Below are 12058 nucleotides of genomic sequence, written 5' to 3'. Positions count from 1 at the left end.
CGGGCGAGGTCGGCGTGCGCGGCGCGCACCGCGGCGGCGACCTCGGGGGCGTCGATCATCGCCAGGACGTCGGAGCGGGTCAGGATCAGCGTCATCGGGCCTTCGCCTCTCGCAGGAACGGAACGGTGAGTGCGACCGGTGCGCGGCTGGCGCCGACCAATCCGCTGACGGCGAGCACCGCGAGCAGATAGGGCGACATCACCAGCACGGCGGTCGGCAGGTGCAGTCCGAACGACGGCGCCGCGAACTGCATGGCCTGGGCCAGGCCGAAGAACAAGCAGGCCAGCATGGTCGGCCACGCCCGCCAGCGGCCCGCGATCACCGCCACCACCGCCAGATAGCCCGCGCCGGCGGTGAGATTGTCGGTGAAGGCGTGCACGTCGGCAAGCGCCAGGTGCGCACCGGCGAGTCCGCCGGTCAGCCCGGCGAGCAGGACCACGCAGAAGCGCAACGTGGTGACCGGGATACCGCCGCGATCGGCGGTGACGGGGTCCGCGCCGACGGCGGTGACCGCGAGTCCGAGCCCGGTCCGATGGCTGAACAGCACCGCCAGCGCGACCGCCACCGCGATGCCGAGGTAGCCGAGAACGGTCTGCCCGAACAGCGCCGGACCGATCAGCGGGAGGTCGCTCAGGACCGGGATCTCGAGGCGGTCGAAGCCGGGGACGGTGCGTCCGCCGGTGAAATACAGCCGCGACCCGAACGTGGTCGCGCCCAGGGCCAGCGCGTTTGCGGCGATGCCGGTGACGATCTGGTCCGCGCGCAATGTCACGCTCAGCACGGCTTGCAGGACCGCGACCAGGAGACCCGCCACCAGGGCGCACAGCACGCCCACGCCGGCGCTGCCGCTGCTGTGCGCGCCGATCGCCCCGGCGAAGGCGCTGGTGAGCATCATCGCCTCGACGCTGAGGTTGAGGACACCGGCGCGTTCACTGACCAGTTCCCCCGCCGAGGCCAGCAGCAGCGGGATCGCCAGGCGCACACCGCCGTCGAGGAGTTCTCCGGTGGCGCTCATCGGGCGCCCCCGGTTCCGCGCAGGACGACCGCGGCGGCGACCAGGATGGTCAGCACGCTCTGCACGATCTGCACGGAGGAGGCCGGAACGCCCGCCGCGAGTTGCAGATTGATCCCGCCCGAGGCCAGCAGGCCGAAGGCCAGCGCGATCCCGACCACCGCGGTCAGCGATCCGCGGGCGAGCAGGCCGACGACGAGCCCGGCGAAACCGTAGCCGGAAGTGAAGTGTTCGGCCAGTACGAACGGCACGGTCGCGACCAGTCCCGCGCCCGCCAGTCCGGCGAGTCCGCCCGCGACCGACAGCGCCCCGAACCGCAGTCGCGCCACCGGCAGTCCCAGGCGCGCGGCGGCCGGTTCGGACAGTCCGACCGCGGCCAAGCGGGTACCGGTCACGGTGCGGCGCAGCACGATCGCGGTCACCACGGCGGCGACCACGGCCAGCAGCACCGCGATGGTGGCAGGCGAGCCGGGCGTGCCCAGCAGCGGCAGACGCGCGGGAGCGACCAGCGGCGCGGACTGCGGCAGCGTCTCGGCGGAGGTCACCGGCTGACGCAGCAGCCCTTCCTCGTGCACGACCAGGGTGACCAGGCCGAGTCCGACGAAATTGAGCAGCAGCGTGGTGATCACTTCGCTGGTGCGCCGCCACACCACCAGCGCGGCGGCCAGACCCGCCCAGGCCCCGCCCGCCAGGAATCCGGCGACCAGCACCAGTGTGACCGCGAGCGCGGGCGGCGTGGTCGCGGGCAGGGTCGTGCCGACCGCGGCGGCCGCGATGCCGCCGAGCGCGAGTTGGCCTTCGCCGCCCACGTTGACCAAGCCGGCGCGACGGGCGATGGTGAATCCGGCGCCGATCAGGGCCAGGACCGCGGCGGCGTTGAGCGCGCTGCCGAATCCGTAGGCGGAGTCGAACATTCCGTCGGTGAGCGCGTCGAGCGCGGTGCGCGGGTCGGCGCCGCTGAGCAGGACCAGGCCGAGGCCGACGAGCAGGGTGAGCAGGACCGCGCCGAGGTAGACGGCGAGGTCGCGGGGTAATCCGGGCGGCAGGACTGAACGGGTGGTGGAGGTCATGAGGCCGTTCCGAGCATGAGGTGGGCGATGCGGTCGGCGGCGCCGGCTTCGGTGGGGTCCACCGGTCCGTGCAGGCGTCCGCGATAGGCGACCAGGACGCGGTCGCACAGGCTGAGCAGTTCGGGCACTTCGTGGGAGACCACCAGCACGGCCGCGCCCGCCGCGGCGGCCGCGCGCAGTCGCCGCAACACCGCGTCGACCGCGCCGAGGTCGAGGCCGCGGGTGGGGTGGGCGGCGATCAGGCAGCGCAGCGGGTCGATGGCCAGTTCCCTGGCCACCACGACTTTCTGCTGGTTGCCGCCCGAGAGGGTCCGCAGCGGGGCGCGCGGCCCGGCGGCCCGGATGTCGTCGCGGTCGATGACGGCGGTGGCGGCGCGGTGCAGGGCGCGGCGGTCCAGCAGTCCGCGCCGCCGGAAGTCGGCGAGTCGGCCCAGGTAGAGGTTCTCGGCCAGACTCATCGCGGGCAGGCAACCCTCGTGGTGGCGGTCCTCGGGGATGACGCCCAGACCGGCGGCGGTGCGGCGGGCGGGCGGCGCGTGGGTGAGGTCGCGCCCGTCCAGTTCGACGCTCCCCGCCGCGGCGCGCAGTGCGCCGCTGAGCACGGCGACCAGTTCGCTCTGCCCGTTGCCCTCGACGCCCGCGATGCCGGTGATCTCGCCGGGGCGCAGGTCCACCTCGAGCCCGTCGAGGGTCGCGGCGCCAGTGGGTCCGGTGTGGCTCAGGTCCCGCACCCGCAGGATCGGCTCGGCGGTGATCGGCGGGCGGGCGGTGCGGGCGGCGGCGACGCCGGTGGTCAGCGCCTGGTCCAGTTCGCCCGCGTCGCGGCCGATCATCGCCTCGACCAGCGCGTCGCGGGTGAACGAGGACAGCGTCCCCGCCGCCGAGACGCGTCCGCCGCGCAGCACGGTGGCCCGGTCACCGACGCGTTCGATCTCGCCGAGTTTGTGGGTGACCAGCACGACCGCGCGGCCGGAGTCGGCGATGCGGCGGCAGGTGTCGAGTAGGCCCCCGATATCGGCGGGGCCGAGGACGGCGGTGGGTTCGTCGAGCAGGATCAGCTTCGGGTCGCGCAGCAGCGCCTTGACGATCTCCACGCGTTGGCGCGCGCCGACCGACAGCGCGCCCGCGCGCGCCCCGAGGTCGAGGACCAGGCCGAATTCGGCGGCGAGCGCGTCGGCGCGGGCGGCGAGTTCGCGGCGCGGCAACCGCAGGCGCAGTCCTTCGCCGAGCGCCAAGTTCTCCGCGACGGTCAGTTCCGGCACCAGGCTGAAATGCTGGTGCACCATCGCGATGCCGTGGGCGAGCGCGTCGGCGGGCCTGCGCGGCCGGTAGTCCGCGCCGAACAGGCGCATCCGGCCGCTGTCCAGGCTCGCGCCGCCGTAGACGAGATTGCACAGCGTGGACTTGCCCGCGCCGTTCTCCCCGAGCACGCAGTGCACCTCGCCGGTGCGTACGCTCAGCTCGATTCCGTCGAGCGCGCGCACCGGGCCGTAGGTCTTGCCGACGCCGCTCATCTCCAGAGCCACCGCCACGGTTCACCTCCTTATTGGTATACCGTTAACTTGGCGGTTCGGTGTGGCGCGGGCGTTCCGCGCATGTTTCGGCTGCGAAAACCCCTCGGCGATACGGTTACTGTGGATTGCTGTGACTGCCCCCGCCTCGTTGCGCGACCACGCCTACCAGACGCTCAAACGCCGGATCATCGAAGTGGAACTACGTCCGGGAGCACGTCTGGTCGAACGGGATCTGGCCGCCGAACTGGCGGTTTCCCGCATTCCACTGCGCGAGGCGCTGCGCATGCTGGCCACCGAGGGCCTGGTGCTGCTGGTGCCGTCCAAGGGCGCGCTGGTGGCCACCTTCTCCCCCGCCGACGTGCGCGACCTGTTCGACATCCGCGAAGTCCTGGAATCGCTGGCCGCCCGACTGGCCGCCGAACGCGCCACCCCCGAAACCCTCGCCCCGCTCGGCGACCGCATGGCCGAGGCCCGCGCCGCCACCGAGGCGGGCGACCTGCCGCGCATCGCCGCCGCCAACGCCGCCTTCCACGCCGAGATCATCGCGATGGCGGGCAACCCGCTGCTCAGCACGGTGATGGGTCCGCTGGCCGCGCGCACCGAATGGCTGTTCCGGCTCACCGCCTCGCGCGACCCGGTCGAACAGTGCTCCGAGCACGAGGAACTCTACGAACACATCGCCGCGGGCGCGGGCGACGCCGCCGCGGTCTCGGCCTTCACCCACATCACCGCGGGCCGCGAGACGAGTATCGCGCTGGCCGAGACCTGGTCCGACCCCGATTTCGACCCCGAGGTCATCGCGCGGGGCCGTCGCCGACGCCGCGTGGAACACTGACGCTCAGCCGCGCAGCACCTCGCGCAGGCGCGGCGCGAAAGCCGCGGGGTCGTCGAGGAATCCGGTGTGGCCGCCGGGGAAGATCATCGGCTCGAGTCCGAGGCGATACGCCAGCGCGTGACACGTCCGCTCGCACAACTGCCCGCTCGACTCCGCCCCCAACCCGACCACGATCCGGGTCGGGGCGGCGTTCAGGGCCGCAACGTCGGGTTCGAATGAGACGGTGCCGAGGATTTCGTGCTCGAACCAGTACCGTTCGTCGGCCAACAGCGCCGGATCACGGTTCGGGCCGAACATCTCGGTCAGCACGTCCTCCGGCATCTCGATCCCCGCCTGGGCGAAGAACATCCGCCACGCGCCCACTCCGTCGCCGGAGCGGTGAGCCCGCACCAGCTCGCGGGTGCCCCGGTAGAGCTCCTCGCGATCCGCCAGCACGTCGATGAGCGGCGGTTCGTGCGCCACCACCGTCGTCACCAGATCCGGTGACCGCTGCGCCAGCGCCAACGCGCTCACCGCCCCGCCGCTGGACCCGAACACCACCGCCGGACCGATCCCGAGGTGGGTGATCAACGCGGCCAGATCCGCGCCGCGCGCCTCGGGGGTGGAATCGCTGTCCGGATCGGCGAGGGCGCTGCGCCCGTGACCACGCGGGTCGGTGGTGACCACGGTCCGGTCGGCGGCCAGCAGTTCGGCCAGTGGCGCGAAATCCTGGGCTCCCATCGGCGCGCCCACCAACACGACCAGCGGCCCGCGCCCCCGGACCTCGTAGTGCAGACGCGCGTCCGCGACGTCGAGGGTATGGCCGGCAACCGAGGTCGTCATGGTCTCTCCTGAGCGATCGTGACTGTTCCCCAGTGCAGACGGAACACGCGTCACGAACTAATCGCCGCGGACGAGATTTCTCAGTTGTAGGTGCGCGACACCCCGTCCAGCAACCGCTCGAGGGTGTCGTAGGTGGGAGTCTCGACCACATCGATCACCTGCGGGGCCACCGGCATTCCCCGGGTAGCCTCGGCGAATTCGGCGGCGTCGCCGGTCCGGAATCCATGGTCGGCGGCGAGGCGGCGCAGGGTCGGATCCGCACTCAGCAGCTCACCGATCCGGTCGCCGTTGCCGGCCAGCGGGACCAGCGTGTGCTTGGACAGCACCGTCGGCGACGGGTAGGTCAGCACCATGCCCGGGGCCACCTTGCCCGCGACCGTGGCCTCCACGAACTGCGCCTCGTAGATCAGCACCAGCGGCGTCGCGCCCATCCCCGAGTTCAGATACTCCTGGAAGGGGCCTTCGGTGGTGTTCTCGGTGTAGCCCTGCCCGACGAACAGCTTCGACACCGTCGGCAGCACCGCCTGCTCGGCCGGGCCGCCCTGCACGATCGCGTTGTCGTTGGCCACGAAACTGGCCATCGACAGGTACATCGCCGCCGAATTCGACGTCCGCGGATCGGTGGTCGAGATCAGGATGTTCTTGCGCACCGGGTAGGCGGTGTTGTCCGGCAGCGCCGCCCATTCGGTGTTGTTCCGTACCAACTCCAGGTAGCGGGCCATGTCGAAGGTCGGCACCGGGCCGGGACGCACCACGCCCACCCGGGTCAACAGGTCCACGATCGGCTGGAACGTCGCGATCGCCATCGGCGAGGAGAAGGGAGTGTACTTGTCGGTGATGTTGCGGGCGCGCAGGATTCGCTCGGCGGCCGGCGCGCTGGAGGGGAACGCGAAATCCAGACCTGCCAGGTCCACCGAGGTCGCGATCTGCCGCGACCCCGCCGCCTGCACCTCCACCTTCAACCCGTGCGCGGCCAACGCCTCGGCCACCCGGGGATCCTGGAAGAACGGCATCTTCTCCGAACCGACCACACCCCGCACCACCGTCAGCGGTGCGGTGGCGGCGGCGGGCGCGGGCGTCGACTCGCCGCCGCTCAGCCCGAATCCGATCGCGACGACCGCGACGACGGCCACCGCGCCGCCGACCAGCAGCACGTTGCGGCGCGAAAGCGGCAGTCCCCCGCCGCCGGTCGCGGGCACGGCGGCTTCCGGCTCGGCTCCGGTTCCGGTGCTGACCAATTCGGCCGTGGCGACGGTCTCCTCCGGCGTCTCCAGTTCGCGGCGCACGACCCGCTCGATCAGGATCGGCACGAACTCGCGCACCGGATGATCGGCGTAGCGGGCGCGGACATCGGTGATCACCGTCTGCACGCGCTCGGGCGTATGGGCGGGACCGTAATTCTCGAGCAGGCTGTCGGTCATCCGCCGCATAGCCTGTTCTTCGCGCACTTCGTCGACCGCCACCACGTCTCCCTCGACCTCACACCCACGGACCTGCGCGGCGAGACGATACCGGCATTTCGAGCGACTCGACGTCCGAGCGGAATGGGCGTGAACTTCCGGTTTCCCTGCGGCACTTGACCTCTTATGGACCGGTTCGCGCAGGTGAAGGCAGGTGCCCGCGTTCGGAGCCGGCTCGCCGCGTCCACCCGCGCGCGCTCCGATCGACCGCGAGAGTTCCCGAGGGGATCGACTGGCCGTCACGAGTTGTTGCGTTGTCGTTCACGGCCCGAAGCGAATTCGCGCGGTCGACCCACCGCTCAGAAATCGAAGGAGGCGACGCCGACCGGCCCCTCACCCAGACACAGATCCAGACCCGGTGTGGCCGAACCGATCCGCAGCGCCGAACCGCTGCCCACCACCCGCACGAAGACCGTGTGCAGGCCCTTGGTCACCGGCACCGCGACCGGGCGACCCCGCTCGAAGCCCACCGTGATCCGGCCGTCGCGATCCGACAGGTAGTTCAGTTGCGCCGTCCACTCGTGTTCCAGCATCGGTCCGTTCAGCGGCACATCCATCGGCTGCGGCCCGCGCAGACGATGCCCGCAACCGGGTTCCGGGCCTGCCACGATGCCGCGATTCCACCACACCACCGCCTCGACCAGACGCCCGTCGTCGGTGAACATGCGCAGACGCGGCGTCGACTCGGCGAAGGTGCCCGGCGCGGCGATCGGCGCGAGCACCCGGCTCGCCAGATTCTCCGGGTAGGCCAACGGGTTGAGCACCGTCCACGGGACCTCCTGGTCCAGCAGGGGCACACCGTCCCAGGCGGCCAGCGCCTCGCGGGCGGAGCTCAGATAGGCACTGGTCGGGGTCACGCGCCAGGAACGCACGAAGGTGTAGGTGGAGAACAGTCCGCTGACGACGAACAGCGCGGTGGCCGCGAGGACGAGGCGACGGGTCCGCGTGCCGGTCGGGCGTAGTGCTGTCGTCACCCACGACAGTCGATCACTCGCCTCGCCCCTGGGCCGCGCCCTCAGGAACAGGGTGCCCGCGGCGGTGAACACCACGGTCGCGTCGGCGAAATACCGCAGCGACTGCATCAACTCGCCCGCCGTATTCGGTCCGCCGCGCGCCAGCGCCACCGGCAACTCGGCGACCAGCACGTAGACCGTCACCATCAGCCACACCGGCCACACCCGCTCGCGGGCGCGCACCGACCAGAGCAGTGCCAGGACCACCGCCGCCCAGGACAGCGCGACCGTCCACCCCGGCGGATCCGCCCACGGCATCGACGGCAGCCAGCGCTCCCACACCCACGGACCGCCGACGAGCGCGGGCACCAGTCCGGCCGAGGTTGCCCCCGGCAACAGGGTGCGGACCTCGCCGAAGTCGCGGTCCACCGCCGAGGCGCCGACCGCGGTCAGATAGATCGCCACCCAGCCGATGAGCACCACCGCGCACCCGGCCCACAGTCCGCTCGCCCGCCGCAGGACCGTGCGCACCGGCGACTCCCGGCCCTCGACCACCAGCACCAGCACCGCCACCGCGAACGCGACGACGGGCACCACCACCGCCTTCTCGAAGAACAGCAGCGCGAACACGGTCACCAGCACACCCGAGATCGCGTAGCGGGTGCGGCCGGTCCGGGTCAGCGCGACCGCGTCCGCGATCACCCACGCCAGCGCGAACTGCAACGGCAGCGCGTTCAGCGCCGCCGACCACCACGCGAACGCCGTCACCGTCAACGGACAGAACAGGTAGAACGCCAAGGGGACGAGGATCGCCGTGCGCACCCCGGCCAGGACGACCAGCATCCGCAGCACGGCCAACGACGCCGCCGCTTGCGCCGCGACCAACAGCACCACCGGCAGTGCCCACACCAGCGGCGCTATCGACGTGACCACCCAGCTCACCGCGAACGCCAACGGCATCAGGTGTCCGTCGTGATCGCCGAGCAGCAGATCGTGCGACAGCAGCGGGAAGCGGGCGGCGCGACTGACCAGGATCAGGTCGTCCCAATAGAAGTAGCCGCTGCCCGCGACCCAGCCGCGCACCCCCGTCTGGACCAGGATCAGGACCACCGCCACGGTCAGAATTCCGCGCCGTCCGGTCGTGAACCGGGTCCAGACGGTCTCGACGGTGTCCGGTCGCCGGGCCACCGACTCCGTGCGGGTGGCCGACGCGGTCTCCATGGCACCCCACCCTAGCCGGCCCGACGGCCCGCGCCGCGCAGGGTCAGCCGAGTTCCTCGACCAACCCGAGCAGCACCCCTTCCGGCCCGCGGACATAGCAGTACCGGCAGATGTCCTCGTAGCGCGCGACCGTGCCGACGAGTTCCCCGCCCCGGGCGCGCAACCGCCCGAGAACGTCCTCGACGTCGTCGACGACGAAGGTCAGGCGCGGGATGCCCGGCGTGTTCACCGCCGTCTTCGGCGCGGGACCGGCGGTCGCGGGCGAGCGGAAGGTGGACAGTTCGACGCGACCGTGCCCGTCCGGCGTCCGCACGACGACCATGTCCGCCCGCACGCCGTCGAGTCCGAGCAGGTCGTCGGCCCACTGCCCGCCGACCGACGCCTCACCCTCGACTTCGAGCCCCAGTTCGACGAAGAACGCGACCGCCGCCGCCAGATCCTCGACCACGATGCCTGCGTGATCCATCCGATGGACCGTCATGATGCTCTCCTCGGGTTCGTTGCGGCCATTGTGGCCGTTCACCCCTGGGACGGAGCCGTCGGACCGTTCTCGACATCGGCTCCCCTCACCGCCGCGGTCGGATTTCAGTGTGCGCCCACGCGCCGCAGGAGCCGCAGGGCGTAGTGAGGATTCGGGTCCACCGGGCGTGGCCGACACCCGGCGGTGGCGCGAAAACTTGCAGTCGCTGCCGCGCGACGGTCTGTGCCTCGGTGTACTTCACCGGACCGGTCCGGCTTCTTCCTGAGAATTCGCTGATCTCGGGAACCCTCGGCCGATCGGGGCCGTTGGCGGGTCAGCACATCGGGCGGGACCAACGAAAGGGTTTCGGACGCATGCGGATCGGCGTATTCGGGCGGCGGGGTTCGGGCGAGCGGGGTCACCGACAAGTCGCCGGCGGGCGGGTGAGGTGAGTGTTCACCTGGTGGGGTGATCTGGTCTCGCGGATCCGGTTCGTGGTCATCGGTGTGGTGGGCGCGGCGATGCTCGGATTGGCCTGGTACGGGGTCGGGCTCGAAGACCATTTGAGCTCGGGTGGCATGTTCGACCCGGGCGCGGAGTCCTCGGAGGCCGCCCGGATCGCGGACGCGGCGTTCGGGCGCAACCACGACGCCGACGTGCTCGTCCTCTACACCGCACCCCAGGGCAAGACCGTCGACGACCCGGAATTCGCGAGCAAGGTCGTCGAGAGTCTGAATGGTCTGCCGAAGCGGTATCCGGAGCAGATCACGGGGGTGAACGCCGCCTATTGGCGCACCGAGACCGGCAAGATCAGCGGTTCGCGGGCCGCGACCGAGGATCGTCGGCATGCCATCGCCGCGATCGCGATCCGCGGCGACGACGACACCACGATGGTCCGCAACTACCGCGCGGTGCGGAACGCGTTCGCCATCCCCGGCGTCGATGTGCGGGTGGGCGGGCTGCAACCGGTGGCCGGGGAACTCAACGACACCATCGCCGCCGACATCCACCGCATGGAACTACTCGCCTTCCCCGTCGTGGGAGTCCTGCTGTTCTTCATCTTCGGCGGACTGATCGCCGCGGCGCTGCCGTTGATCGTCGGCGGGCTCACGGTGTTCGGCGTCGTGATGCTGTTGACCGAGTTCACCGAGGTCGCCTCCTTCGTCTCGGCGGTGGTGTCGATGATCGGGTTCGGCCTGGCCATCGACTACGGACTGTTCATCGTCAGCCGGTTCCGCGAAGAACTCGCCGAAGGCTTCGACACGCCCGCCGCTGTGCGCCGCACCGTGATGACCGCGGGCCGCACCGTGGTGTTCTCCGCGACGATGATCATCGCCAGCCTCGGCGGCATGCTGCTGTTCCCGCAGGGATTCCTGAAATCCATCGCCTACGGCGCGATCGCCACCGTCTCGATGGCCGCGTTGACCGCGATCACGATCCTGCCCGCGATCCTCGCCGTGCTCGGCCACAGCGCACCGGGTCTGGCCGCCGAATTCGCCGTCCCCTCGCAGTCGCCGTCGAACCCCGAAGTCTTCCGCACCACCGCCGCGCTCACCGACTCCGATGATGCAGGCGTCACCATCGAATACCTGCGCGCGCTCGAACAACCCGACTCCGCGCGCATGCTCGTCGGCGGCGTCCCCGCCCTCCAGAAGGACATCATCGACGCGCTGCTGTTCTGGATGCCCTGGATGATCATCGGTGTGGTCCTCGTCACCACGCTGCTGATGTTCCTGACCTTCGGTTCACTGGTGCTGCCGATCAAGGCCGCCCTGATGAGCGCCCTGGGACTCGGCTCCACACTCGGCATCCTGACCTGGATCTTCATCGACGGTCACGGCGCGGGCCCGCTGAATTTCACCCCGCAACCCATCACCGCGCCCGTGCTGGTGGTCATCATCGCCATCATCTACGGCCTGTCCACCGATTACGAGGTCTTCCTGCTTTCGCGCATGGTCGAAGCCCGCGCGCAAGGCGCCTCCACAGCCGAGGCGATCCGCGTCGGCACCGCCCACACCGGGCGCATCATCACCGCGGCCGCCCTCATCCTGTTGGTGGTTGTCGGCGCGTTCGCCTTCTCCGACCTGGTCATGATGCAGTACATCGCTTTCGGCATGATCGCCGCGCTCCTCATCGACGCCACCGTCCTGCGGATGATCCTCGTGCCCGCCACCATGAAACTGCTCGGCGAGGACTGCTGGTGGGCGCCACCGTGGATGAAACGCCTCCAACGGAAAGCCGGACTCGGCGAATCGATCCTGGCCGACGCCCACCCCCGGCACGCCGACCCCGTCGACCTCGTCCTGACCACTCCCGTCACCGACCCGGTCACCCTGCGACTCCCGATCCCTGAGGGTGTCCCTGCCTCGCAGCGCCCGCAGGCCGACACCGAAACACCCACCAGGTGACCGCACAGTAGGGCCACGTGTCAGTCGGTCGAGGGTGCCGGGATTCGGAGGAAGGTCGCGGTCGCATGGGCGTACATCTTGTTGGGGTAGCCGTAGAACTCGCCGAATTTCGGGCGGATATGGGGTGTGACCGGAATGCGGCCGAAGGGGAAGGGGGCGATGGCTTTTGACTGGTCTGGTGAACCGGATTTCGCACGGCGGTAGGCCGGCGACCGCGGTCGGTGGGTGCAAAGTGTGGGTCCGTGGGTGTCGTCAAATGACCCTTTGTCGACACCTCTCGGGGGCGGTGGCCGGGCCGCGCGG

Annotated in this window: 9 protein-coding genes; 2 read left to right on the top strand and 7 right to left on the bottom strand. The window is 70.7% G+C overall.

The window, feature by feature from the left end; genetic code table 11:
• Positions 1-91: 91 nt before the first annotated feature.
• From ON30_RS13590 to ON30_RS13580, 3 genes are read right to left on the bottom strand one after another with little or no spacing between them, the layout of a single operon-like run.
• Complete coding sequence (locus ON30_RS13590) at positions 92-1015, bottom strand: ABC transporter permease (protein ID WP_040707186.1); 924 nt, start codon at positions 1013-1015, stop codon at positions 92-94.
• Positions 1012-2082, bottom strand: a complete 1071-nt coding sequence (locus tag ON30_RS13585) for an ABC transporter permease subunit (protein ID WP_051029294.1) — start codon at positions 2080-2082, stop codon at positions 1012-1014. Before ON30_RS13585 ends, ON30_RS13590 begins: the two co-directional genes overlap by 4 nt.
• On the bottom strand, positions 2079-3614 hold the full coding sequence (locus tag ON30_RS13580) for an ABC transporter ATP-binding protein (protein WP_245554036.1): 1536 nt from the start codon (positions 3612-3614) through the stop codon (positions 2079-2081). Before ON30_RS13580 ends, ON30_RS13585 begins: the two co-directional genes overlap by 4 nt.
• Before the next feature lie 112 nt (positions 3615-3726).
• On the opposite strand from ON30_RS13580, the gene ON30_RS13575 reads away from it, so the two are divergent.
• Positions 3727-4431 carry a GntR family transcriptional regulator gene (locus ON30_RS13575; RefSeq protein ID WP_245554035.1) on the top strand — a complete coding sequence of 235 codons (705 nt, stop codon included), beginning with the start codon at positions 3727-3729 and terminating at the stop codon, positions 4429-4431.
• A gap of 3 nt (positions 4432-4434) precedes the next feature.
• On the opposite strand, the gene ON30_RS13570 is transcribed toward ON30_RS13575, so the two are convergent.
• The 4 genes from ON30_RS13570 to ON30_RS13555 all read right to left on the bottom strand — a co-directional run bounded on the left by ON30_RS13570 (position 4435) and on the right by ON30_RS13555 (position 9368).
• Positions 4435-5253: an alpha/beta fold hydrolase gene (locus tag ON30_RS13570; protein WP_040707185.1), complete on the bottom strand. Its 819-nt coding sequence runs from the start codon at positions 5251-5253 to the stop codon at positions 4435-4437.
• Positions 5254-5333: 80 nt separating this feature from the next.
• Positions 5334-6716: a three-helix bundle dimerization domain-containing protein gene (locus ON30_RS13565; protein WP_245554034.1), complete on the bottom strand. Its 1383-nt coding sequence runs from the start codon at positions 6714-6716 to the stop codon at positions 5334-5336.
• 296 nt (positions 6717-7012) lie between these two features.
• A complete protein-coding gene (locus tag ON30_RS13560) occupies positions 7013-8887 on the bottom strand; it encodes a hypothetical protein (RefSeq protein ID WP_063719875.1) in 1875 nt (624 codons plus the stop codon).
• A 43-nt stretch (positions 8888-8930) separates the two neighbouring features.
• Positions 8931-9368, bottom strand: a complete 438-nt coding sequence (locus ON30_RS13555) for a VOC family protein (protein WP_040707213.1) — start codon at positions 9366-9368, stop codon at positions 8931-8933.
• 431 nt (positions 9369-9799) lie between these two features.
• Between ON30_RS13555 and ON30_RS13550 the strand changes: the two genes are divergently transcribed.
• Positions 9800-11755 (top strand): MMPL family transporter, encoded by a 1956-nt coding sequence (locus ON30_RS13550; protein ID WP_051029293.1) that lies wholly within the window; start codon positions 9800-9802, stop codon positions 11753-11755.
• Positions 11756-12058: the final 303 nt, after the last annotated feature.

The sequence above is a fragment of the Nocardia takedensis NBRC 100417 genome (genome assembly GCF_000308695.1).
Classification (GTDB): Bacteria; Actinomycetota; Actinomycetes; order Mycobacteriales; family Mycobacteriaceae; genus Nocardia; species Nocardia takedensis.
Note: the sequence above shows the minus strand (reverse complement) of the source record. Positions and strands in the feature narration are given on the sequence as shown.